This window comes from Rivularia sp. PCC 7116, from assembly GCF_000316665.1.
In the GTDB taxonomy this organism is placed as follows: domain Bacteria; phylum Cyanobacteriota; class Cyanobacteriia; order Cyanobacteriales; family Nostocaceae; genus Rivularia.
Genome location: NC_019678.1, coordinates 5,880,861 through 5,903,920 on the forward strand (window position 1 = coordinate 5,880,861; position 23,060 = coordinate 5,903,920).

Annotated in this window: 23 protein-coding genes; 11 read left to right on the forward strand and 12 right to left on the reverse strand. The window is 36.3% G+C overall.

Annotated elements, in window-relative coordinates; translation table 11 throughout:
• Positions 1-11: 11 nt before the first annotated feature.
• Both RIV7116_RS34105 and RIV7116_RS22705 read right to left on the reverse strand, forming a co-directional pair.
• Positions 12-806, reverse strand: coding sequence for a hypothetical protein (locus RIV7116_RS34105; protein WP_015120661.1), 795 nt, complete (start codon positions 804-806; stop codon positions 12-14).
• Positions 807-926: 120 nt separating this feature from the next.
• Positions 927-1,520 (reverse strand): nuclear transport factor 2 family protein, encoded by a 594-nt coding sequence (locus RIV7116_RS22705; protein ID WP_015120662.1) that lies wholly within the window; start codon positions 1,518-1,520, stop codon positions 927-929.
• A 246-nt stretch (positions 1,521-1,766) separates the two neighbouring features.
• Between RIV7116_RS22705 and RIV7116_RS22710 the strand changes: the two genes are divergently transcribed.
• Positions 1,767-2,312 (forward strand): PadR family transcriptional regulator, encoded by a 546-nt coding sequence (locus RIV7116_RS22710; protein ID WP_015120663.1) that lies wholly within the window; start codon positions 1,767-1,769, stop codon positions 2,310-2,312.
• Positions 2,313-2,382: 70 nt separating this feature from the next.
• Complete coding sequence (locus RIV7116_RS22715) at positions 2,383-3,246, forward strand: AraC family transcriptional regulator (protein ID WP_015120664.1); 864 nt, start codon at positions 2,383-2,385, stop codon at positions 3,244-3,246.
• 136 nt (positions 3,247-3,382) lie between these two features.
• Here the strand turns inward: RIV7116_RS22715 and RIV7116_RS34110 are convergent, their stop codons facing one another.
• A complete protein-coding gene (locus RIV7116_RS34110; protein WP_015120665.1) occupies positions 3,383-4,471 on the reverse strand; it encodes an ankyrin repeat domain-containing protein in 1,089 nt (362 codons plus the stop codon).
• A gap of 487 nt (positions 4,472-4,958) precedes the next feature.
• On the opposite strand from RIV7116_RS34110, the gene RIV7116_RS22725 reads away from it, so the two are divergent.
• Positions 4,959-5,171 (forward strand): hypothetical protein, encoded by a 213-nt coding sequence (locus RIV7116_RS22725; RefSeq protein WP_015120666.1) that lies wholly within the window; start codon positions 4,959-4,961, stop codon positions 5,169-5,171.
• Between the two features lie 197 nt (positions 5,172-5,368).
• Here the strand turns inward: RIV7116_RS22725 and RIV7116_RS22730 are convergent, their stop codons facing one another.
• Both RIV7116_RS22730 and RIV7116_RS22735 read right to left on the reverse strand, forming a co-directional pair.
• Positions 5,369-5,707: a type II toxin-antitoxin system PemK/MazF family toxin gene (locus RIV7116_RS22730; RefSeq protein WP_015120667.1), complete on the reverse strand. Its 339-nt coding sequence runs from the start codon at positions 5,705-5,707 to the stop codon at positions 5,369-5,371.
• Positions 5,694-5,918 (reverse strand): hypothetical protein, encoded by a 225-nt coding sequence (locus tag RIV7116_RS22735; protein ID WP_015120668.1) that lies wholly within the window; start codon positions 5,916-5,918, stop codon positions 5,694-5,696. The genes RIV7116_RS22730 and RIV7116_RS22735 overlap by 14 nt, the downstream gene beginning before the upstream one ends.
• A gap of 122 nt (positions 5,919-6,040) precedes the next feature.
• Here RIV7116_RS22735 and RIV7116_RS22740 point away from each other — a divergent pair, with 122 nt between their 5' ends.
• From RIV7116_RS22740 to RIV7116_RS22755, 4 genes are all read left to right on the forward strand, one after another.
• Positions 6,041-6,631, forward strand: a complete 591-nt coding sequence (locus RIV7116_RS22740) for a TetR/AcrR family transcriptional regulator (protein WP_015120669.1) — start codon at positions 6,041-6,043, stop codon at positions 6,629-6,631.
• Positions 6,632-6,706: 75 nt separating this feature from the next.
• The gene (locus RIV7116_RS22745) at positions 6,707-7,456 is read left to right on the forward strand and encodes an SDR family oxidoreductase (RefSeq protein WP_015120670.1); all 750 of its coding nucleotides are present in this window, start codon (positions 6,707-6,709) and stop codon (positions 7,454-7,456) included.
• 164 nt (positions 7,457-7,620) lie between these two features.
• Positions 7,621-8,322 carry an SDR family NAD(P)-dependent oxidoreductase gene (locus tag RIV7116_RS22750; RefSeq protein ID WP_015120671.1) on the forward strand — a complete coding sequence of 234 codons (702 nt, stop codon included), beginning with the start codon at positions 7,621-7,623 and terminating at the stop codon, positions 8,320-8,322.
• 198 nt (positions 8,323-8,520) lie between these two features.
• The gene (locus RIV7116_RS22755) at positions 8,521-9,228 is read left to right on the forward strand and encodes a bifunctional 2-polyprenyl-6-hydroxyphenol methylase/3-demethylubiquinol 3-O-methyltransferase UbiG (protein ID WP_015120672.1); all 708 of its coding nucleotides are present in this window, start codon (positions 8,521-8,523) and stop codon (positions 9,226-9,228) included.
• 116 nt (positions 9,229-9,344) lie between these two features.
• On the opposite strand, the gene RIV7116_RS22760 is transcribed toward RIV7116_RS22755, so the two are convergent.
• Positions 9,345-10,088, reverse strand: coding sequence for a hypothetical protein (locus RIV7116_RS22760; RefSeq protein ID WP_015120673.1), 744 nt, complete (start codon positions 10,086-10,088; stop codon positions 9,345-9,347).
• Positions 10,089-10,656: 568 nt separating this feature from the next.
• Here RIV7116_RS22760 and RIV7116_RS22765 point away from each other — a divergent pair.
• Together RIV7116_RS22765 and RIV7116_RS22770 are read left to right on the forward strand one after the other, a co-directional pair.
• A complete protein-coding gene (locus RIV7116_RS22765; protein WP_015120674.1) occupies positions 10,657-13,014 on the forward strand; it encodes an ATP-binding protein in 2,358 nt (785 codons plus the stop codon).
• 239 nt (positions 13,015-13,253) lie between these two features.
• On the forward strand, positions 13,254-15,200 hold the full coding sequence (locus tag RIV7116_RS22770) for an alpha-amylase family glycosyl hydrolase (protein ID WP_015120675.1): 1,947 nt from the start codon (positions 13,254-13,256) through the stop codon (positions 15,198-15,200).
• Between the two features lie 234 nt (positions 15,201-15,434).
• Here RIV7116_RS22770 and RIV7116_RS22775 read toward each other — a convergent pair whose 3' ends face one another.
• The 4 genes from RIV7116_RS22775 to RIV7116_RS22790 form a co-directional block, all read right to left on the reverse strand.
• A complete protein-coding gene (locus RIV7116_RS22775; protein ID WP_044291131.1) occupies positions 15,435-15,950 on the reverse strand; it encodes a hypothetical protein in 516 nt (171 codons plus the stop codon).
• A gap of 283 nt (positions 15,951-16,233) precedes the next feature.
• On the reverse strand, positions 16,234-16,809 hold the full coding sequence (locus RIV7116_RS22780) for a Uma2 family endonuclease (protein WP_015120676.1): 576 nt from the start codon (positions 16,807-16,809) through the stop codon (positions 16,234-16,236).
• Positions 16,810-17,001: 192 nt separating this feature from the next.
• Positions 17,002-17,511 (reverse strand): hypothetical protein, encoded by a 510-nt coding sequence (locus RIV7116_RS22785; RefSeq protein ID WP_015120677.1) that lies wholly within the window; start codon positions 17,509-17,511, stop codon positions 17,002-17,004.
• 170 nt (positions 17,512-17,681) lie between these two features.
• Positions 17,682-18,851, reverse strand: coding sequence for an AGE family epimerase/isomerase (locus RIV7116_RS22790; protein WP_015120678.1), 1,170 nt, complete (start codon positions 18,849-18,851; stop codon positions 17,682-17,684).
• 644 nt (positions 18,852-19,495) lie between these two features.
• Here RIV7116_RS22790 and RIV7116_RS22795 point away from each other — a divergent pair.
• On the forward strand, positions 19,496-20,572 hold the full coding sequence (locus tag RIV7116_RS22795) for a WD40 repeat domain-containing protein (RefSeq protein WP_015120680.1): 1,077 nt from the start codon (positions 19,496-19,498) through the stop codon (positions 20,570-20,572).
• Between the two features lie 114 nt (positions 20,573-20,686).
• On the opposite strand, the gene tsaA is transcribed toward RIV7116_RS22795, so the two are convergent.
• Positions 20,687-21,244 carry a tRNA (N6-threonylcarbamoyladenosine(37)-N6)-methyltransferase TrmO gene (tsaA, locus tag RIV7116_RS22800; protein WP_015120681.1) on the reverse strand — a complete coding sequence of 186 codons (558 nt, stop codon included), beginning with the start codon at positions 21,242-21,244 and terminating at the stop codon, positions 20,687-20,689.
• 181 nt (positions 21,245-21,425) lie between these two features.
• Between tsaA and RIV7116_RS22805 the strand changes: the two genes are divergently transcribed.
• Entirely contained in the window at positions 21,426-22,397 is a 972-nt protein-coding gene (locus RIV7116_RS22805) for a M48 family metalloprotease (RefSeq protein ID WP_015120682.1), read from the forward strand.
• A gap of 50 nt (positions 22,398-22,447) precedes the next feature.
• Here the strand turns inward: RIV7116_RS22805 and RIV7116_RS22810 are convergent, their stop codons facing one another.
• On the reverse strand, positions 22,448-22,984 hold the full coding sequence (locus tag RIV7116_RS22810; protein ID WP_015120683.1) for a DOMON-like domain-containing protein: 537 nt from the start codon (positions 22,982-22,984) through the stop codon (positions 22,448-22,450).
• Positions 22,985-23,060: the final 76 nt, after the last annotated feature.

The window sequence follows — 23,060 nt, forward strand, 5'->3', positions numbered from 1 at the left end:
ACCAGGGGTTCTCACGTCCCAAGATATTTTGATAGAGGTATCAACAATGCACGATATGCAGGAACATAAGCTGTCACTAAGGCTGTATGACCTGCTACTAACAATATTGCGATGGGTAAACCTTCGTAAGCGAGAAAAAGATGATAGGCAAAGATATTGACGACGATTGGTGTCATAACAATCAGGGTTAGAGGTACAAAGCGATTACTCAAAAGCGCTAAACCAGCAGTCACCTCAGTAATACCCAACAATGTATAGAGATAACCAGTAGCTTTCATCCCGTCAACTAAAAGGTTCCCTAGGTTAAGTTGTTCTGGAACAAGTAGCTTTGCAGCACCAGCAACGATAAAAATTAGACTTATGATTACCTGAATTGCCATACGGATAGAGATACGTTCAAGAACCAAACCAGACCAAGTCGTTTTGATCGAACGAAATAGCGGTTGATAGGCAGAGCGATAACGATACGCAAGTATTAAATGTGCGCCGATGATTAGAAGTACGAGTAAAATCCGCAGGGGTTTGGGGTCGAGAAAAAAGTGAAATAGTGCAATATTGAAACTAACTGATGCCAGGATAATCTGCGCTAGGGGTAGAAACAGCCCTAGAAGTATTGCAATACCCGCCACAAATTCAGTTGTGTAGAGCAATATCTGCAAATAACCTGTAGCTTTCATTATGTCTAACCATGCTTGTGCTTGGGGAGGAAACTTTGACCATTCTGTAATTTGGGGAAGAAAGACGCGAAGCACAACGGCAATCGGGTAAACTAATCCTAAAAAGCCTCTAGCTGCATAAACAAGCATTCTGTCATTTTTTGTATTTTTGTGGTTTACAGATTCGCTATGTTTGGTGATAGTATCTTAAGTTAATTCGTCTTATTTAAAACACTCACCACTTGAATATTTGAATTAGATAGAAGAATCTTAATTAGGTGTTTGATTTGGCGTAACATCAATCCCAAATGTCCGAGCAATAATCAATGGATTAAAATATTCGCGTATAAAACTCACTTTGTTACCGCTTGTTTGGAATACAAATACATAGTTATTTCGGTAAGGTTTGCCATTTTCTGCTACCACAAAATCACCTTGAGCTTCTACAACCACAACGTTTGGATTCCTGGTTTCATAGAGACGAATTTGCTCAAATCTAATTTCACTAAACAGTGCTACGGCTCCTTCTATGTATCCCTGTGCAGCTTCTCTATTCGGAAAAATTCTACCTTGCAAATCATAAGGAAGTTCTATTGCTGCATCTTCAGCCCAAAGTTGAGAGATTGCGTCAGTATCTTGAGCTTCAAAATATTGCAAAAATTGCTTACCTAGCCGGGAAGCCCGCGAACGTGGAATAATTTCATTTACTGAGTTGAAGGTGCGTATCTGGCGTTGCGCTCTCGAATTTTTTTTCTCAAAACGATTGACTAAAAGTACTTCGTTTTGAGGATTTGCACTTGTCATAGATGCAGGTACAACTGTCGCAAGAGTAGTAAAAATAAGAGCAGCTAAAACACGTTTCATTATCAAATACTCCTAAAAACTATGAGTTGATTCAGATAATCTGACACCTGGTACTGCAATCTGGGAATTATTAACTAATCAACATAGGTATTGCCGTTAATTGCATCACGCAGTTAAACCGCAGCTTTGTCAGTGACATCAAACAAAAACAGATTTTATATCAACAAGTTGTACTCAACAAGTTGACTACAATCGTCAGTGTATACTTGGGTAACAAAAATTGTCAACTCCTTTATCAGTAATTTAATGGCACTGACGCAAGCAATATTGGCATTGTTAACAAAAAAGTCTGCAAGTGGTTACGAGCTAGCAAAACAGTTTAATGCTGACTTCGTTCACTTGTGGAAAGCTTCTCAACAACAGGTATATCGGGAATTAGCCAAATTAGAGGAGCAGGGTTTGGTTAGCTGTGAAATAGTACCGCGAGATGCCTTTTTAGATAAAAAACTTTGTTCGATTACAGATGCAGGCAAAAAATATCTGATGGAATGGATAAATAAACCTTCTCAACCGGCAATTTTACGCGAAGATTTGATATTAAAAATGTTGGCTGGTGGACTTGTTGAACCTAGGGTATTGCGAGAAGAGTTAGAACGTCATCGCCGACTGCACTTGGATGCTTTAGCAAAATTTCAAGGGATGGAAAAAAATTATTTAGACAATAAGAAATCTTTAGCAGCAGAAAAAAAATTACAATATTTAGCCGTGCGTCGGGGTGTTTGTTACGAACAAGATTGGCTCAACTGGTGTGATGAGGCTTTAGAAGCAATTGAGGAATTAGAGAAAATATAAAATTATCAAAATTATAAAAAATATCATTTAAGTTAAGCTTTATAAAGAAGTATTGTGATGGGGAAATACTGTGTCAAACCCAAAAGAAGCTCCGCAAACTCAACTTCCTTCTTTGATTAAAAAAGCTTCTTGGAATGGTATTAATGTTGAATATGGTTTGTTAGATGCTGTGGGTGAGTTTGATTTTGCTATGCCCAAAAATGCTATCAGTATTGCTTTTGCTCCTCACGATAAGGTAACTTGGTCGGTTGATGGTGGTTCTAGTAAAACAACTCGATTACCTGCTGGCAGCGCATTTATTTATGGAAACCGTAACTTTGTTTGGCACAAGCGGGAAAGACACAGCGAATATATTAATATCATGCTCGAACCCCAGTTTTTAGAGCAAGTCGCTTCAGAAAACGATATATCTACTCCCGTTGAAATTCAGCACAAAGTTATTTTTCTCGACTCTACTATTCTCCAAGTTGGGCAATTGATGAAATCAGAAATTCTTAACGGTGGGGTTGCCGGAGAGCTTTATACAGAATCATTGCGGAATTTACTGGCAGTTCATCTGCTGCGAAATTACACAGAAACCTCAGAAAAACAGCAGTTAGAAGATGGTGCCCTTGATGGCTTAAAGTTGCAGCAAGTAAAAGATTTTATTGAAGATAACTTAGCAGAAAGTCTGACAATAGCCGATATAGCTGCGGTGTTGCATATGAGTCAGTTTCATTTTGCTCGCGTTTTTAAAGCTGCAACTGGAGAATCACCTCATCGTTATGTGACGCAAAGACGCATGGAAAGAGCTAAGGTTTTGCTGGAAGTAACTAAATTCCCGGTAGCAGAAGTCGCTTATCGCGTCGGTTTTTATAATCCCAGTCACTTCACTTCGCAGTTTCGCAAATATATGGGAATGACACCGAAGAAGTATCGGGATGGGAATTGGTAATTGGGGATTGGTAATCGGTAATTGGTAATGGGTGTAATGATTTATGGCTCTTACCTTCTTTATTCTTCCTCCTAACTCCTTCCTTCTTTTATAATTCCCTTCGGCTTCACCAAGTTGAGCGTAATCTACAGCATCATTAAATTGCACCAGCCTCACGAAGCAATTGCTGTACTGCCCAATCCGCTAACATTATCGGTGTATTACCTTCGTTGTCTGCTTGATTGACATCGGCACCCGCTTCAATCAATGCTTTTACCGAATCGGCATTATCGCAAGCTACAATCAGTGCTGTTTCACCACTATCATTACGTGCATTGACATCAGCTCCTTGGTTAACTAAAAACTTAATTATTTCAGCACGGTTAGAAGCAAAAAGGCTGCTAGCGATACACATCAAGGCTGTTGTACCTTCTTCAAATTCTTCTTCACCACCCAGATTTGGATCTGCTCCGGCATTTAATAACGCTTCTATAACGCTTTTATGCCCGTACATTGCAGCTAACATTAAGGGAGTTTTGCCGCATTCGGTGATTGCATTCACGTCTGCACCTTCTGCAATTAACTGCTCTACTTTGGCTAATTTACCGTACATTGCAGCCTCACCAAGTTTTTCTAACAAAGATATATTTTCATCATTATCAATATCATCCTCTATTACTTGAGCCATACCAGCAGAAGCAAGCCCGCTCGTAAATTGCAATAAACCGTGCCCTGGGTTGGATTGCTGGCGGATTGTGTATTCATCTACCATGTGGGCGATCGCCAACAAATCGTCAAACATCGTTAGCACTTCACCACAACGTTTTTCAAAGTCTTTAACGTAAGCTAAATGCTGTGTTATTAGTTCTGAAATATTTGCACCGGGCAAAGAAACGCGAAATAATCCTTGTTCTTCATAAGCGTTTTGAATAACTTTTACCGTGGTGGTTGTTAGATAACTGTTATCGGCAAATCTAGAGACGCAATCAATTCCCCCGAAGTTAGATTCTTGTGCTGTCACTGAAATTGCAAAATGCTTTTCGGGACTAACGTATGCATAAATTTCTATCTGGTGAAATTGCGAGCAAATTAGTTTTCCGACATAAACCATACCTTGATTAGCTAGTATTTGCCCAATTTCAAGAATGCTCGGATGGACATTTTCTGGTAGCATTTCATATTCTGTACCAAAATAATCTCCACCTTGTCCGCTATAAATTAAATGAATCGGTTGTTTTTTACTCATAGGATTTAAAAATATGATTTTAAACTAATAGGACATACGCAAACGACATATTTTTTCGTAGGGTGCTGTGACACTTGGATCAATTTTCAACGTAGTATTAACACTTGTGGTGTCACGCACCATCAGAGCCTTATGACAGTTGCGTAAGTCCTGACTAAGAATTAAATATTGTCTTAGGATACCTGTTACATCGCTGTAAATTCATACAAGTATTTAAACATAATCAATTACACAATGTCATTGCGAGTGAAACGAAGCATTCAGCGTTCACCGAAGGTGCGGCTCAGCTGCGGATCATCGCAAGATTTAGGACTAATTTTCTTAGCTTTTAATAAGAGTAAATAATTTCGTTTACTTACTTAGACGTAACCATAAATTTCAAACCGGATTGTTTCTACAGGTTTATAGCAAGAACCTTTCCTCCCCTGCGAAATATATGTCTAATCTAGTGAATAAATAATTACAAAGAACTTGCAAGCAAAGAATAATGAACGAAAAACCACAACAAAATAACAAATCCAACCAAAATCTCTGTCATATCTGTGGTTCCCAAGAGTTTATCTCGGGAAGAAGTGTAGGCAATCAAAATGACTGGCTGTACTTCCGTTCAGAAGGAGGTTTTTGGGGAGACGGTGAAAAACTTAGCGCTCGTAAGTGCAGTCAGTGTAAGAATGTACAGTTGTTTACAGATGTAGACTAATTATCTGATGATTGAATTGTAATTACTGTTACCTTTTATCTAAGAATAATAATGTAGTCATGGTTATTCTTCACCACAACTACATTATTTAAAGGAATCTATTTTTGAGTAGTTTTAACAGTTTTTACAGCCATTAATTCCATTAATGTCTGCGATAGTTGAATTGGTTTCGCTATTTTAATTTCAACAAAATGCTTTCACTCCAACCCTAAATGCAGCTTTAACGCTGCATCCACTAAACGCATTATCTCCTGACTCAAACTTCCTTGTACATCCGCTTCAATACGCTGTTTAGAAATTGTTCTCACTTGATTGGCTTGTACTTTAGAAATTTTTGATAAACCGCTATCCTCTGGCTGCAACAAAACCTCAAATGGATACACGCGAGCCACACTCGAAGTTATTGGTACAACTGTAATAGTATTAGCAACCTTATTGTTGACATCATTGCTAACAATTAAAACGGGACGACGTTTTGCTACCTCAGAACCTACTGCTGGGTTTAAATCAGCGTAATATATTTCACCACGTTTCATCAGTTAAACCATCTCCAACGACTCCATCCCAAGCAGAATCCACCTCATTCGATGCTTCTCTGTATGCTTCTTCAAGCTCTCGATTTCTCAATAATTCTAATGCTTCTTCTATTACTTGAGAGCGAGATTTACATTGATGATTAGTTTTATACTGCTCGATAAATTGAACTAAATAGCTCGACAGCGAAATTGAAAGCTTTTCTGAGTGCATATCATCTTTGGTAGGAATAAAAGGTAATCTAAATTCTTACTACTAATAGTACCTCAACTCTGAGAAAAATTAATTTCAGAAAAACATTGACTGATTGGTTTCAGTTTTGCTATTGTAATTACATGAGCAGAGGACCAAACAAAAAATTTGAGCCAGAAATGGCTCTAAGTAAAGCGATGGAGGTGTTTTGGGCGCGGGGTTACGAAGCTGCCAGTCTTAGCGAATTGCTCCAGAATATGGGCATCAGTCGTAAAAGTATGTACGACACTTTCGGTAACAAGCAAGCTTTATTTCTCAAAGCTTTAGAATATTACGCTCAAACTAATCTCCGTTTGATTAAGGAACAGTTGTTAGCATCAGGTTCACCGTTGAGGAATATCGAGCAACTTTTACTAAGTATGCAAAAAACTCACGGTAAATCTGGCAGCAAAGGCTGTCTTCTGGGTACCTGTACTGCGGATTTTGATACTAGTGATGTCGAAATCGCTCCCGTATTACGTAGTTATTTCAATAGGTTGGAGAATATTTACTACGAAGCTATTTCTCGAGCTCAAGCAGCAGGAGAGTTAAGCAAGGAAGCATCACCTCGCGATTTAGCGAGAATGCTGGTTTGTACAACTCAGGGAATGGCTCTTGTAGGTAGAGTTCTGGATAGCGAAACTATTCCGACTAGTGTTGTCTTAACGACTATTAAGGCTCTGAAAAGGATGTAATTTTTTTGTATTAACGTAGACTGATTGGTTTAGGTTTTTGAGATTGGATAAATAATTAAATAAGGAGAAATAATCATGGGACGTTTAAATAATAAAACTGCGGTTATCACTGGTGGAACTACTGGTATCGGTTTCGCATCGGCTAAACAGTTTATTGAGGAAGGGGCAAGAGTAATCATTACTGGAAGAAATCAGGAGAGATTGAGCGAAGCAGCTGAGAAGTTAGGGAAAAATGCTATAGCAGTTAAAGCAGATGTGCTATCTCTTGCTGACTTGGATAGATTGGCAACTAAAGTTAGTGAAGAATTTGGTAAGCTCGATGTTCTGTTTGCGAATGCTGGAAGCGGTTACTTTTCTCCATTAGAGCAAGTTGATGAGAAATTTTACGACAATCAATTTGATATCAACGTCAAAGGTGTTTTCTTTACGGTACAGAAATTAGTAGGATTATTGAATCCGGGAGCAAGCGTAATTCTGAATGCTTCTGCCGTGAATCAGAAGGGAGCAGCTATGGGAAGCATTTATTTTGCGACAAAAGCGGCGGTGCGCTCCTTTGCTCGTTCCTTCGCAGCGGAATTGGGCGATCGCCGGATTCGGGTTAATTCATTAAGCCCTGGTATTGTCAGAACTGATTTTCAAAATAAGCTTGATTTACCACAAGGAGCATTTGAAGGATTCATCGATGCAGTTGTACAAACAGCACCTTTACATAGAGAAGGAGAAGTAGATGAAATTGCCAAGGCTGCGGTATTTTTAGCTAGCGATGATTCTTCTTACATGAGTGCTTCTGACATGGTTGTTGATGGTGGCTATATGAATGTTTGATAAAACCTCACCCCTTCCCCTCTCCTTGTTAAGGAGAGGGGTGCCGGAGGCGGGGTGAGGTTGAGAGTCTGTATGAATATCGCGTCTCTACAAACTATTCCGATTGCGGAATGACGATAATCTGCTAATAGTATCTCCAAGTTAATAATTAAAGGAAGAAAACAATGAGTAAACCAGTTTGTGTAATAGTTGGTGTTGGAGCAGGTAATGGTGAATCTTTTGCTCGTAAGTTTGCGGGTGAGGGTTATCAAGTAGCAATGTTAGCCAGGAATATTGATTATTTAAATAAATTGAGCCAAGAAATACCTGATTCTAAAGCTTATCAATACGACGTTACAGGAATTGATCAAGCAGCAGAAGTATTTAATAAAATTGAATCGTCTATGGGATCAATATCTGTTTTAGTTTATAACGCCGGTGCTGGCGCTTTTGCAAATATAGATGATGCGACAGTAGAAGATTTTCAACGTGCTTGGGAAGTCAATAGTAGAGGTTTATTTGCTGTTGCTAAACAAGTAATTCCCCAAATGCGTAAAATCGACGGAGGAAATATTGTGATTATTGGAGCAACTGCATCTATTAAAGGTGGTGCTAATTTCACTCCCTTTGCTTCAGCGAAAGCCGCTCAACGCAGTTTAGCGCAATCGATGGCGAGATATTTAGATCCGCAAAATATTCACGTTTCTTATATTATTGTTGATGGTGTCATTTATTCAGAAAAAACTCGTCAATGGATGCCAGATAAACCAGAAGATTACTTTATGAAATCCGATGATATTGCTGATTCGGTATTCTTTTTAACTCAACAAAAGCCTTCAGCTTGGACTTTTGAATTGGATTTACGTCCTTTTGGGGAGAAGTGGTAATTGGTGATTGGGCATTGGGCATGGGGCATTGTTTAGAGAAGTGACTAACGAGTAGCAAGTAACTAGTAGCGATAAGAGATTTAACGGTTGAGTAGCTGATAATAACAACAAGTGGTAGTTTACTTGCTACTCATAACTCCTAAATGATAATTCCTAACTTTTAACTGCTCTGGAAACTAGGGGAATAGGTAAATAATCATGTCAAATTTTAACGACGAATCAGTTTTAGATAGTTGGAATCAAAATGCCGAATCTTGGATAAGTACGATTGAAAATGATGAAATAGAAAGTCGGAAATTAGTTACGAATCAGGCAATTGTTGACGCAGTTTTGAGTTATTATCCTAGTTCAATTATTGATATCGGTTGTGGCGAAGGTTGGTTAACTCGAGAATTTAGCGTTAAGGGCATAGAAGCTTGGGGTGTTGATGGAGTTGATAAGTTAATTCAAAAAGCGCAGTTGATGAATTGTGGAAACTTTTTGGTTGCAAGCTATGAAGATATTATAAATAGTAGTATCCCCCCAACCTCCCTTATGAAAGGGGGGCTTTTTAGAGATATTCAGTTTGATGCTGCTATTTGTAATTTTTCTCTTTTAGGTAAAGAAACTGTAGATAATTTAATTCATTCAATTTCTAGTCTATTAAAAAACAATCAATTATTATTTATTCAAACGCTTCATCCGGTAATTGGTTGTGGGGAATCAGCTTATATTGATGGATGGAGAGAAGAATTATGGGATTGTTTTAATTCTGAATTTATAACAGCAGCACCTTGGTATTTTCGTAAATTGGAAACCTGGCTCAATTTATTAAAATCTGCTGGTTTTTCAATTTTAGAATGTCGAGAACCAATTAATCCCAAAACTAAAAAACCCGCTTCAATTATTTTGATTGCTTCTCACTAAGAATTATAGGATGTATGACAGATAAAATAAATTATCAAAAATAACCAAAAATTTAAATTATTCCATCATGCATAAATTGATTAACGATAATACCGTACTCTCATGTTAATAGCACCCTAATAAACCTTTTCTTTAACAACAGATTTTTTCAATGAGTATTTTTGATTTTTTGATATTACTAAACAACGGTGAAGAGTAATAATAAATATTCCTTGTGCAATAATTTTACAAATTTCCTCAACTATGCTGAGGGAACGATGAACTATATAGGCTAAATTTTCGTTAGTAATTATCCAGTAAATAACATCTCGTGAATCTGTGAGTAAGTCCAAAAATATCATCATAAATGTTACAAACAAAGCCAGACTAAACAAAGGCAAAGCTAATTTGAATTTCCTTAATTCAGATTTAGCCCAATATACTATTCCTCCACCACATAAAGCATAAAATAAAACAATTAAGCTATCTATTCTATCTGTGTTATTTGTTTCTTGAATTTGAAATACATCATGAATAAAGAAATCTAAGTTTTCATGAATTTTTAATATCTCATCCAAACCTAGAAATAAAAATCCAAAGCTGACTATAGCCCAGAAGTTATAGCTGCGATTTTTGTTTGAATCTCTATTTGGATTATTTATAACCGCATTCGATTTCCTCGATTTGTAAATTCTCCAAGCTAAATAAGCTGCAAGTAAAATTTGTAAAAAAGAAAACCAACTTACATACCCTTTGTCATCAAAATAGCGTTTTGGATCGACGTTTAATAGAAATGCTCGTAGTAAAGCACTTCCGATAATTAAGAATTCTAAAGTAAATGTGCCTAAAATGACCCTTTTATTTGTACTAGTTTTAACCATCAATAATCACGTCTGTTCGATGCATATCTATATAAATTACTGACTTCAAAAAGTCAGATTCTACCTAAGATACAGTATTTTTTAACATACAAAGATAATTTTACTATAAATTTATCTTAATCTTTTTTAATCAAATATTAATTATGTTAAAAACTTTGCTTATTACCACAGGAAGTTAGGGCGTTGCTGATTAAAAGTATGCCGAAGCCCCCCATCCCCCAGAATTGGGGGATTTAGGGGGCTAGTAAATGTTAGAAAAACAAATTCATATTTCAATTCAGAAATGCCCAAACTAGGAATAGTTTTAATTCGGAATCTGAAACAGCACTAACTTGGTATTTTCATCGATTAGAAATCTAGATAATTCTTCTGAAATACGCCAGTTTTTCAATTAATGATTCGTAAACCTGCTTCAATAATTTCGATTGCTTGGAGTTGCGAGGTTTTCAGAATTGAAATTTTATGATGTTAAATCGCTGATTTTTTTAGGGAATACTAGCAATAAAGCTCAAATCTGACGATTTGAGCTCAAAACACTTGCTAGTAAGTTTTTCCAGGGATTTTTGCTGTGTATACACCATCTTATTCATTACCTAAACTACCTAAAATATTGATATGGATAGTTTGGTTTATCTGCTTGCTACCGTTGACTTTAAATTTTGTGGGCATTGATTTTGCTTCACCAGCACCACCAGATTTGAGTTTAATTCAGCAAGCAAGCGAACCATTTCAAGCTACGGAAATTATGTATCGTAGTTTAGCAGGAAGCTTTTTGCATACCATTTTGGAATGGAGTGCTTTTTGCGCGGCAATTTTTACCGTAATTTTCTCTTTAGCTCATTTCAAAATCAAAACGGATGTAACTACACCGATTCTAGGAGTGACTTTGTTTTGTTCTGGAATGATGGATGCTTTTCATACTTTGGCAGCTGACAGATTAATTGAAGCTGTTGCTGATAATCGCAATTTAATTCCTTTTACTTGGGCAATTTGTCGTCTTGCGAATGCTTTATTGACAATGATCGGTATTAGTATTTTTATGTTAGGAAAGTCGAAAAAAGTTCGCGGTAATTTTGGCTTTATAGCATTAATTAGTTGTGGCTTCGGTGTACTTTCCTATATGGTTATTCATATTTGTGCTACAAGCGAAAGACTTCCTCAAACGTTATTTCCTCAATCATTAATTACTCGCCCTTGGGATGTTTTGCCATTAATTTTGTTTATCATTAGTGGTATTTTTATATACCCGCGTTTTTACAAAAAATATCCGAGTTTATTTTCTCATGCATTAATTATTAGCGTTATCCCTAATATTGCCACTCAAGCACACATGGCTTTTGCTTCTAGTGCTTTATTTGATAATCATTTTAATATTGCTCATTTTCTAAAGATTGTTGCTTATCTAGTGCCGCTAGCTGGATTAACCTTAGATTATATTTACGCTCATCGTGAATTAGAGAAAACCAATAGAGAATTTCGTCATGAAATATTAGAACGTCAACAAGCAGAAGCTAAGCTAAGAGAATTTTCTCAGCGTGAAGATTTACTTAGAAGTCGTTTATCTAGTCAAATTACTCACTCTCTTGAATTAAGCGATATTTTCAAGAATTGCGTCACAGAAATCTATGAAATCTTAAATTTAGACTACTGTAGCTTTTCCTGGTATTGCTGCCATAATCGTAACTTTAAATGGGATATAGTTGCAGAAAAAATCAGTACATCTGAATTTGCTATTGTTCAAAATTCTTATCTTACCGAAGATATAAAATGTTTTTTAGAAACAATTATTAGCTCGGATAATCAGGCGATAGATAATATCTCCACAATCAACGAACCAATTATCAGAGATATTATTGGCAAAAAGAATTTAAATTCTGTTTTGATTCAAAATTTTCTGAATCATTCTGGAGATGTCGGAATTATTTTATGTGCTTGTAGTAATTCACGTTCTTGGACGCAGGAAGAAATAGAATTAGTTAAACAAGTTAAAGAACAACTAATAATTGCTCTCAAGCAAGCACAACTCTACAGTGAAGCTCGTACTAATGCAGAACAAGCTCAACGAGCTTTGAAAGATTTACAGCAGGTGCAAACGCAATTAGTGCAAAGCGAAAAAATGTCAGCATTAGGTAATCTGGTTGCTGGGGTTGCTCATGAAATCAATAACCCAGTTGGTTTTATAAATGGTAATTTACATCATGCAAATGAATATATTCAGGATTTAATTAATCATCTATATTTGTACCAGCAATATTATCCAGAACCGGAAGCAGAAATTGAAGAAAATGCAGAAACAATTGATTTAGATTTTTTGCTGGAAGATTTACCGAAAATGATTGATTCTATGAAACTGGGAACTGATAGAATTCAAAATATTAGTACATCTCTCAGAACTTTTTCTAGAGCCGATACTGATAGCAAAACTAGTTTTGATATTCATGCTGGTATTGATAGCACAATTTTAATTTTAAAGCATCGTTTGAAAGCTAATGATAAACGTCCAGAAATTGAGATTATTAAAAACTATGGAGATTTACCATCAGTAGAATGTTTTCCAGGTCAGTTAAATCAAGTATTTATGAATCTATTAGCAAATGCAATTGATGCATTAGATGATTACAATCAAGGACGTAGTTTTGAGGAAATTCAAGAAAAACCAAATACAATTGTAATTTGTACGGAGGAATTAGTCGGCAAAAATCAAATTGCTATTCATATTCAAGATAATGGCCCTGGCATACCAGAAGATATTAAAAAACAAATTTTTGACCATTTATTCACCACCAAAGATGTTGGTAATGGAACTGGATTGGGTTTATCAATCGCAAAACAAATTGTAGAAGAAAAGCATCAAGGTTCTCTTGAATGTATATCTGCTATGGATTTAGGAACCGCGTTTGTGATTAAGATTCCGATTGAGGATTGATTTTATACTCTAGCGGTAGGATTTTGTACAATAAAAGTCTATTATTTACTCCCTTCATAATTAATCTCTATCTCTAGTATGAAGACGAAACTAGATCAAAGGAGTTATTGAATTTAGATGAGCCACTAAATCCTATCTAATCAATAAAATACGAAAAAAGAAAAAAGGGTAACAATACGGATTTATCGTTAACGCGATTGAACTACTTAAGTAAATAAGGATAAATTAAATAAATTCCTATGGTAAATACTCCTCCATCTCGGGCCTCGGATTCTCAGTATAATATTGAAAATCCTCAAGCAGAAGTAGAAGTTATTGTTGAAACTCCGGATTCCAATGCTGATATTGACTTGGAGTTTCTCTATACTAGGGATATTGAATTTCGTCAGGAAACCATTTACTTTATTGTTGTTGACCGTTTTCATGATGGTAATCCCAGAAACAATAAAGGGTTTAATGAGGAACTTTATGACCCCGATAGGAAAGAATGGGGTAAATACTGGGGTGGAGATTTACAAGGAATTATTGATAAGTTAGATTACCTGAGAAACATGGGAGTTACTGCGATTTGGTTAACTCCTTTGTTCGAGCAAGTTGAAGAATTATTCATTGAAAGTGCGGCTATTCACGGTTATTGGACAAAGGATTTTAAAAGACTCAATCCCCGTTATATCGCAGCCGATGATGAACCTTCTTTGAACAAAACTCAAGATACGAAAAATACTGATTTTGATAGATTAATCGAAGAATTGCACAACCGCAATATGAAGCTGATATTAGATATTGTGTGCAATCATAGCAGTCCCGATACTGGTGGTAGTAAAGGTGAATTGTACGATGATGGGGTAAAAATTGCCGATTTTAACGATGATAAAGACAATTGGTATCATCATTACGGTGAAGTTAGCGATTGGGAAAATGAATGGCAGGTACAAAACTGTGAGCTATCTGGTTTAGCAACTTTTAATGAGAATAATGTTCAATATAGAAGTTATATCAAGTCAGCAATTAAGCAGTGGTTGGATCGAGGAGTTGATGCCTTAAGGGTAGATACGGTTAAACATATGCCAATTTGGTTTTGGCAAGAGTTTAACAGTGAAATGTACAACCACAAACCAGATGTATTTATCTTCGGGGAATGGATTTACAGCCGCCCAGATGACGCTCTCTCTGTGGAATTCGCCAATAATTCTGGGATGACTATCCTAGATTTTGGATTGTGCATGGCACTTCGTCAGGCTTTGGGAACGAATGACGAAGCTGGGTTTTATTTGGTAAATGACATTTTAAAGCAGGATTATCGCTACAATGGTTCGCGGGAATTGATAACATTTATTGATAACCACGATATGCATCGCTTCCTTAGTCTTAATCCAGATATTGATAATTTACGCTTGGCAGTTGATTTTTTAATGACTAGTCGGGGAATTCCCTGCTTATTTTACGGTACCGAACAATATCTGCATAACGATACCAATGCAGATGATAACATCTACGGTAATAACGACCCCTACAACCGTCCGATGATGGAAAATTGGGATACCGAAACCGATATTTATTGGCATGTAAGGAAGCTTTCCGGGTTACGTCGTTTAAATCCTGCGGTATCGATGGGTAGTCAGTGGGAGAAATATATAACACCAGATGTTTTCTGTTACGTGCGCCGCTACAATGGCTCTCGCTGCTTTGTAGCTTTAAATAGAGGTTATGCTCTAACTATAAAAGAAGTTGATACCGAGTTACCGGATAGAGAGCATACTTGCGTATTGACAGGACGCAAATTTGAAGTCAAAGATGGGAAAATTTATAATTTAGAACTAAGTCCAAAAGAAGCAATAGTTATCAGTCATGTTGGGGAAAGACTGAAAGCGCAAACATTAGTTAGAGCGCAACTAAATGGAGTACAAACCCAACCCGGTGAAAGACTAGTTGTAATTGGGGATTGTCCCGAATTAGGTAATTGGGATATCAAGAAAGCATATCCTCTAGAGTACATTAATTCAAATACTTGGTTTGCCGAAATTCCCTTTAATGAAAGCGCTGGCAAACTAATTAGCTATAAATATGTAATTTTGCGGGAAGCGATTTCACCTTTACGAGAAAACTTGTTAGCTCGTCGCTGGGTGATTGCTAGTGAAGGTACCGTTAAATGGAGAGATACATGGGCTTCGGGGAGAGAGTCTTAACAGTTATCAGTTAACAGTGAGCAATTTGGATATCAATATTGAATAATTAGGCGGGCAGGGATGCCCGCTCCACAAGAGAAGATATTAAATTTTGCGACGAATTTCTGGTGGGAAACGAATACAATTTTCATCGAGAAAGTCTATTAATACCATTTCTTTATAAAGATGCGCCGAATATAGCCCATGTAGATGGGCTTTGTTTGAATAGCCCCAGCCTTATAGGCTGCGGGCAATTTAGCGCAACCTCATACAGAATTGGTATAAATCAATTAATGTGTGCTGGAGTTTAATTAATCTTTGTTGGTATCGCTCAGTGTCAAGACGATTTTCTGAATTAGCAATTTTTTCAATATCTTGTAGGATTTTCTCAAACCATTGAGAGAATTCAGGCTCTTTTAAACGTTGTACAAAAGTTGCAAAACCAATACATTCGTAATTTTGTGTCTTTGATGAAGTTGTAGGAGAAAGCATAATTTCTCCTATTGCTCTTTGCTCTCCACGAAATAAACAAAATGTCATTTCTATTGTGTCTGAAAAGAAAGCTTGACTAATTTTATATATTAAATTTTCTAAGCGACGATTCATTTCAATATCGCCCAAATCAAGAAACTGTATTTCTCTGCGGAGGATTTCTACCCATCCTAAATATTCTGCTATTACATACAAAGTACTGTGGATAGCATAATCTTTATAATGCGGAGATTGATGATAGTAAACTTGTAGAAAATTTTGATTAACAACGTTATACAATCTACTTTGAAAGTCAAAAGCCGTTCTTAAAATAGGATTGCGATATTTCTCTACTATCTTAGTGGCGATCGCCGCTTTTTCTTCAGCTTGATTCTGCTTTTGTAATCTAGCTTTTACTTTAGCTGTACGAACTTGTCCCTATACACTGATTAAAGCACTGCTTACTGAAACTTATTCAGCTATTACTGCTATTGCAATTTCGGGTTTCATTAAGGAAATTACATATATTATATGTATCATACTAAACTATATAATACTTTTTGTGCCAAAGCATTTAAGAATTTTACTCTTGAGAAAAGATCCGATTTAATTGCAACGAAGCATCTTCAAATCCAGGAATACTTACTGAATTATTTGCGAGAAGAATTTGCTTATTCAAATAATTAAATTCACCTTGAGCATCTTGATAAGGCTGACTGTAACATTCAAGTTGACGAGCTTGTAAATTAACAATCCAATAATTAGTAATTCCGGCTTCTACGTATAATTCTAGCTTCGTTGTTTGGTCATAATCTAAAGTAGTATCGGAAATTTCAATAACTAATAAAATATCTTCAACATAGGGATGATGAGCAAGATAATCTTCATCTTTTCCCCTGGCAATAACTACATCTGGTTCGGGTTCGCTATTATCTAAAAGCGTAATTGGATCTTGTCCGCGAATAACTGCTTTATCTCCTAAAAGTCTATCCAATTGACGGCAAAGAATCGAGCTACATACACTGTGAAACGTTCCTTTTGCAGCCATTTGAATCAGTTCCCCCCGAATTAACTCAATTCTATCTCCCTCCGTTAAAAAACCGAGGGAGATCAGTTGGTGGTATTCGTCAATTGTAAATCGTTTTGGTGTGACAATCATGGGAGAATTGTAATTTACTGCTTTTATTTTAATTGTATGTTAGTAAAATATTTTCTGTAGTAATGTCTACAAACTGATTTAAAGATGGATAAATTAGAATTTTATCGTCAGTGTATTCAAAAAATATTAATAGAATACAGCAAATGTCTGCCTATAAAAGTATTAGGGTATATCACGGTGCTTTTACATATTTCAGTTTAAAATATATTTTATTAAAATTGGAATTTTATGTTTAGCTTCGTTATATGATTGGTACCAACTTAAAGGTTGATAAGTACCACCTTGCCACTCATTGAACGGTTGCAATTTTAAGGGATTAGGATGCCATGTTCTTAATAAGACTTCATAATCAGATAGTTTAGCAGCATAATTTATTTTATAATAATCACAAATATTTAGTTGTTTTGGGCTTTTCTTATAGCCATTTGCAATTAGAATACCCTTACAATTTGCTTCAAATTCAGTACATATTCTCAGCACAAGCTCAAAGGTTCGATGAGAATAAGTTGCTTTATTCGAGTCGCAAGGTTCAATATATTCAAACAGCGTTTCTAAATCTTTTTGAAGAATTTTATAGGCACGACATAAGGATGAACGTTCTTTGCAATAACGAGAGTCTAAAATATAAGGATTAATATCTTCTTGATATATTAGCCCTCTTGCAATCCTGTAATATGGCTTTGTTAATAACATTTGAGTCATAAGTTTTCTAATTCATTATTGAATAAACCACCTTCTAGCTTAATAATGGCGATCGCCAATTTCATAAGCTATCAAAATAACACTAACTCCCTCTCCTTCTCCCCCTCTTCCTCAGCGCCCTCTGCGCTCTCTGCGGTTTATTACTCCAACTACCAATTACCAATTACCAATTACCCCAACTCTTCAAACTGCAACCCACACATATACATCGCTCTAGGAACATGAAAACAACCCTTCCACTTACCACCTTTCAAATTCAACAACACCTCACCACGACGATTTAAATAACCAAACCATTCCCCATTCTCTGCATCAGAAAAATGTGCCCAAGCATATTCATGCATTTTCTTATACCATTCCCAGCATTCCTTTCTTCCCGTCAAACGATAACCCATTGCTAAAGCTACCAAAGATTCCAAATGCACCCACCACAATTTTTGATCCCATTCGAGTTGTTGCGGTGGATTTCCATCAATATCCATGAAGTAATACAAACCACCGTGTTTTTTATCCCATGAATAATCAAGGATATTTAAAGTTACATTAACCGCTCGATCAATTAATTCTTTATTTCCGCGACGTTGAGCGATATCCATCATAAACCACATCGCTTCTATACCGTGTCCGGGATTAATTAACCTTCCTTCAAAACAATCAATATGAGATGCATCGGGAGCAACATTTTCAAACATTAATCTCCGCTGTTTATCGAGGAAATCACCCATTACTTCCTCTACCGTTTTATCTAAAACTTGTTCTAATGTATCGTCTTCTAACAACCAAGCCATTTCTAACGATAAGTTAGCCAAAATCATCGGTACTGCTAAAGATTTCATTGTACGAGTACCGGGAAAAGCTTTATTATATTTACCTTTGGGATTTTCTTGACGACGTAAAACGTTATTATAAGCTTGCAATGCAATTTCTTTGGCAGATTCTTCACCAGAAGCGAGAGCGTATTGACTAAACGCCATCGCCGCGAAACAATCGGAAAATATATTATAAGGTTGGATTAATGGTTTACCTTCGCGAGTCAGGGAAAAATACCAGTTACCGCCATCATCTCGTCCATTTTCGGCGAGGAAATTCGCACCATTTGCAGCAATTTTTAACCAATCTTCTCGCTTCTCTAACTGGTTGTATAGCATGGAAAACAGCCACACCTGCCGGTTTTGTAGCCAAATAAATTTGTCGGTATCAAAGACTTTTCCAGTTCGATCCAAGCAGGTGAAATAACCACCTTTTTCCCAATCTACCGAATGCTTTTCCCAAAACGGTAATACATCATTGAGAAGGGTGTTTTTATAAAGTTGAGCTAGTTGTTGAAAATCGTACTCCATCGTTTCTACCTGTGAATCAATTTCGATGGAGTAATTATCGCCTTGGTAGGGATGGGAAACAAGTATAGCAATTTTGGATTATTGAAGCTTTTGGTTCAATCCAATACATTCAAAACCTCACCCTCATTCCTTCTCCTTGGTAAGGCTACGGTGTACATAGAAGTAGTTAAAACCATTGCTCGCCAGGGACTGCAAGTCCCTGTCTAATAGCAGAAGTCCTATAAATAGGACTAACTATGATGTCTTATTTTGTACATACTTTTTCAGTCGTCTTTAAACGACTTTAGCTATTAGACGGGGACTTATAGTCCCCGGCAGAGTTGTGTGTACACGGTAGCCTTGGTAAGGAGAGGGATGTACCTTTTGGACAGGGTGAGGTTAATTTTGTTGCTTGATACGAACTATGAAATATTACTTATAAGCTTTTAAATAAATTAAATATAATACATTAATGGAACCGCATCTAATCAGGACTAAGGCTGCGCGTCACACAACTCGGATGGTGCGTGACACTAAAACCCTCATTATTACGTTAAAAATCCAATTAAGTGTCACAGCACCCTACAGCATAAATGTGCCAGTTGCGGCCATTCCTACTAATTTCAAAAAGTCAATATTTATATAAATATTTTTTCTTTAAAATCATGAAATTAAGCTTTAAAGACCTAAAATTATTAACAATAATTGCTTTGACTACTTCTAATGTTGCTTGTACAATCCCTCCCTCTACAACAGCAGCCGAATCTTTTCCACAACCTATTAGTAAACAAGAACAACTAAATCAAGTAATTTTCACTTTATCAGGACATTCTGACTCTGTTAAAGCAATAAAAATTACTCCGAATGGAGAAACTTTAATTAGTGGATCTTATGATAGAACTGTCAAGTTATGGGATTTGAAAACTGGAAAATTACTTAAAACTTTAGAAGGGCATAAAGAAGCAGTTATATCTATTGCGATTACTCCCGATGGACAAATATTAGCTAGCGGTAGTAATGATAATACAGTTAAGATTTGGGATTTAAAAACTGGAAAATTGCTGCGTACTTTAAACCATAATAAAGGTCAAATTACATCAATAGCAATTAGCACTGATGGAGAAACTTTAATTAGTGCCGGTACCGATAAAACTATTAAGTTTTGGAGTCTGGATAATGGAGAATTACAGCGTACTCTAAAAGCTGAAACTGTTTCTTTGGCAATGAGTGCGGATGGTAAAACCTTATTTAGCGGTAATAATGACGGTACGATTCAATTATTCGAGACTTCTAGCGGAAAACTGCTGCAAACCTTAACACCACCGAAACCAGAAAATCCTGATTTCGACTTTCAAAAAGCATCGGCTGTTTCATCTCTTGCTGTTAGTAATGACGGAAAGTTTTTAGTCAACGGCGGTTACGATGATAGCCATCAATCAATTAAAGAAACTGATGGCAATAATATTAAAGTATGGAATTTGGAAACGGGAAAATTAATCCATAACTTCTCTGTAGGAATTGGTGGAATTGATGCTGTAGCTATTAGCCCCGATGGTAAATCTTTTGCTAGTGGTGGTTATGCATATGAGATTAGTTTGTGGGATATAGAGACGGGGAAAAAGTTACGTACTCTTTCGGCGAAACAAGGAGGGGTTAATGCTATTGCTTTTAGTCAAGATGGGAAGATTCTTGTTAGCAGTAGTGGTAATAAATCGATTAAGGTTTGGCGTTTATCTAATTGATTAGGAACGGAGAATAGAAACTATCTTAATAATTTGGTATGTTGAGAAACCCGGTTTTTTGAAAAAACCGGGTTTCTGAATTATTATTAATACCCACAATATCAAATCCAAAATCTAATGGTTTGTTTTTCCAAACACATCAGTTTCATGCTCGGAAGCTTTTTCTACTTCATCAACATAACCACATTTAGCATCGGGAAATGCATCGCAATAATTCACATAAGGCTTGATATCTAATACCGGCGTGTTATCGAGTAAATCAATTCCTTCTACATGTAAAATTAAACCTTCTATTTTGATTAATTTAGGAGCGCTAAGTCCGATGGGATTGGGGCGATGGGGGGCGCGAGTTGCTAAAGTACCCCTGCGAATGCGCGGTCCGCGTGGAATAATAACTGTGGGATTCCAATGTTTATTTAAGTGCAACCATGCAATTACCCAAATCCGCTCAAAACCTTCCATGTCTTTGAGTGCTTCTTGAGGAATGTTATCAAAAAGTTCAATTTGCGCTCTCGCGGGTTGATATGATGCCGGTGCTGCTTGGAGTTGTGACTGTCTGGGAGTTCCGTGTCTTTCCTTGTAAGGCGATCGCACTACTCCGATGGGTTGTAAATTAATTTGGGTTGGAAAAGGAACGGTTTGGATGTAATCTTTTGGGGGAAGCTTGGGCATGGAAATTGAGTTTTTGGTTTACGAAAAATTTTACTCCATGAAATTGTAGAGCCAGCATAACCATGCCAAAATCAAAAAAGCCAAATTTTTGTTTTTAAGTAATTGCACGTACATTGTTAATGTAATTTTTTCAATACAATAAAGCCATAAGAATGAAGTATTGAAAATCTATGAATTAGAAATGGCTATACTCAAAAATAAATTTACAGCTACTCTAGTTTGCGCTTGTTTGCTAGCTTCTAATGTATTAACAACTAAAGCAGAAGCTGCTGTTGCAACTAATAGTATTTATCAAAACGCAAAAACACAACTACCTCCAGATTTTTACGCGCTTTACCGTATAGTTGATAGATTAGCTCGTGCGAATGAATACGATACTCGTCCTTGGCAAGTTGTAAGAGTTGCTAAATATGATACCCAAGCCTTTGCGAAAAATGCTAATTTGATAGCTATTTACAATGGCGCTTTGGAACAATTAGGTGGTGATGCTTCGGCTTTAGGTTGTATGATTGCTCATGAAATGGCGCATCATAAGCAACGGCATCAGGTTATAAGTAAATTAGAAAAAGCTGAAATAATTGCAGAAATTAGAGAAGAAGCAATCGCACAAGTTTTAAACAGAAAGAGAAAAACTTCCCCAGTTGCAATCATAGGTGATTTTGTTGTTAGAAGGGTGATTGGGGGAACTATTGGTAGTGTTGTTAATGGTGTATTAGATAATCGCAATAGTAGAAGATTTAGAAAGCATCAAAGACGTATAAATGTAATTGTAGACAAGAAAACGGCTGAATTAGAAGAAAATATTAAAAAGCAAAAAATAAAAGATGAATTTGAAGCCGATGAAGTTGCTTATCTAGCTTCTGTCAGGGCAGGATTTGATAAACAAGGATGCTTGCGGGCAATGTCTGTACTTAATCGAACTTCGGGAGTCAAATTTGATGAGAATCATCCCACTATTGAAGAAAGAATTGCAGCAATTAAAGCTGTAATGGAAAAATTTGAGAGCGAAAGTTTGATAGAGGAAGGAAAAGAAAATTTATTCCAAACTCAACCTTTGACTTATAATTTATCTGCAAATCAAACATCTTTACGGGTTAACTCCCGTCATGGTGCTTCGATAGGGGATGACATTGATAAAATGTTTGGTAGTTAATTTTGAGTTTAGTAAAGTTCGATAGTAATAAAGTTAATTACATAACTCAACTACACATAAAACAAAAAACTATCTCGTAAATGAAAATCTGCTTCTTTACCACAATGTTCCACAGCCCAGTAGCTGATATCTCCATCTTTCTGTTTAATCACAGTGGTAATAGAAATATCAAAGTTTTCATTCACGGTAGTATCTAATTCATGTAAGTCTAATTCTAATCCTAAAAACAAAGCATTAGAATCTCGCAAAACATTAAATGGCAGCGAATGAACTGAATTTTCTAATTCCATTGTTTTTCGATAATCTTCAAATCGATAAACGTTCCAATCTCCACCTGGAGAAAGATTAAATTCCCAATAATGACTAGAATAATGCCTTCCCAGAAAAAACTCGAAACATGTTGTTTCCCAAAGCCCATCTTTACGATTGGGATTTTTTTCTGTCGGAGGAAGTTCTATTTTATTTAAATCACCTTTGAGTATATAGTGAACGGTTAAGATATGATTTTCTCTGGCAACTTCACCTGTAATTTGCAAATCAATATTTACAGGCTTGAATGGCTGCAAAGAAAAAGTATGACTTCTCATAGTTCCTAGTATAAATTATATATTGGTCTAATTAGACGTTGAGATGTCAAAATGTGACATTTTTACAGCAATTACG

Bases quoted from the DNA above. Each gene is read 5' to 3' on its own strand.
- RIV7116_RS22795 (WP_015120680.1), top strand. From the start codon at position 19,496: ATGAAATTAAGCTTTAAAGACCTAAAATTATTAACAATAATTGCTTTG.
- RIV7116_RS22755 (WP_015120672.1), top strand. From the start codon at position 8,521: ATGTCAAATTTTAACGACGAATCAGTTTTAGATAGTTGGAATCAAAAT.
- RIV7116_RS22770 (WP_015120675.1), top strand. From the start codon at position 13,254: ATGGTAAATACTCCTCCATCTCGGGCCTCGGATTCTCAGTATAATATT.
- RIV7116_RS22780 (WP_015120676.1), bottom strand. From the start codon at position 16,809: ATGATTGTCACACCAAAACGATTTACAATTGACGAATACCACCAACTG.
- RIV7116_RS34105 (WP_015120661.1), bottom strand. From the start codon at position 806: ATGCTTGTTTATGCAGCTAGAGGCTTTTTAGGATTAGTTTACCCGATT.
- RIV7116_RS22750 (WP_015120671.1), top strand. From the start codon at position 7,621: ATGAGTAAACCAGTTTGTGTAATAGTTGGTGTTGGAGCAGGTAATGGT.
- RIV7116_RS22710 (WP_015120663.1), top strand. From the start codon at position 1,767: ATGGCACTGACGCAAGCAATATTGGCATTGTTAACAAAAAAGTCTGCA.
- RIV7116_RS22805 (WP_015120682.1), top strand. From the start codon at position 21,426: ATGGCTATACTCAAAAATAAATTTACAGCTACTCTAGTTTGCGCTTGT.
- RIV7116_RS22745 (WP_015120670.1), top strand. From the start codon at position 6,707: ATGGGACGTTTAAATAATAAAACTGCGGTTATCACTGGTGGAACTACT.
- RIV7116_RS22730 (WP_015120667.1), bottom strand. From the start codon at position 5,707: ATGAAACGTGGTGAAATATATTACGCTGATTTAAACCCAGCAGTAGGT.
- RIV7116_RS22810 (WP_015120683.1), bottom strand. From the start codon at position 22,984: ATGAGAAGTCATACTTTTTCTTTGCAGCCATTCAAGCCTGTAAATATT.
- RIV7116_RS22740 (WP_015120669.1), top strand. From the start codon at position 6,041: ATGAGCAGAGGACCAAACAAAAAATTTGAGCCAGAAATGGCTCTAAGT.
- RIV7116_RS22785 (WP_015120677.1), bottom strand. From the start codon at position 17,511: ATGACTCAAATGTTATTAACAAAGCCATATTACAGGATTGCAAGAGGG.
- RIV7116_RS22760 (WP_015120673.1), bottom strand. From the start codon at position 10,088: ATGGTTAAAACTAGTACAAATAAAAGGGTCATTTTAGGCACATTTACT.
- RIV7116_RS22735 (WP_015120668.1), bottom strand. From the start codon at position 5,918: ATGCACTCAGAAAAGCTTTCAATTTCGCTGTCGAGCTATTTAGTTCAA.
- tsaA (WP_015120681.1), bottom strand. From the start codon at position 21,244: ATGCCCAAGCTTCCCCCAAAAGATTACATCCAAACCGTTCCTTTTCCA.
- RIV7116_RS22790 (WP_015120678.1), bottom strand. From the start codon at position 18,851: ATGGAGTACGATTTTCAACAACTAGCTCAACTTTATAAAAACACCCTT.
- RIV7116_RS34110 (WP_015120665.1), bottom strand. From the start codon at position 4,471: ATGAGTAAAAAACAACCGATTCATTTAATTTATAGCGGACAAGGTGGA.
- RIV7116_RS22705 (WP_015120662.1), bottom strand. From the start codon at position 1,520: ATGAAACGTGTTTTAGCTGCTCTTATTTTTACTACTCTTGCGACAGTT.
- RIV7116_RS22725 (WP_015120666.1), top strand. From the start codon at position 4,959: ATGAACGAAAAACCACAACAAAATAACAAATCCAACCAAAATCTCTGT.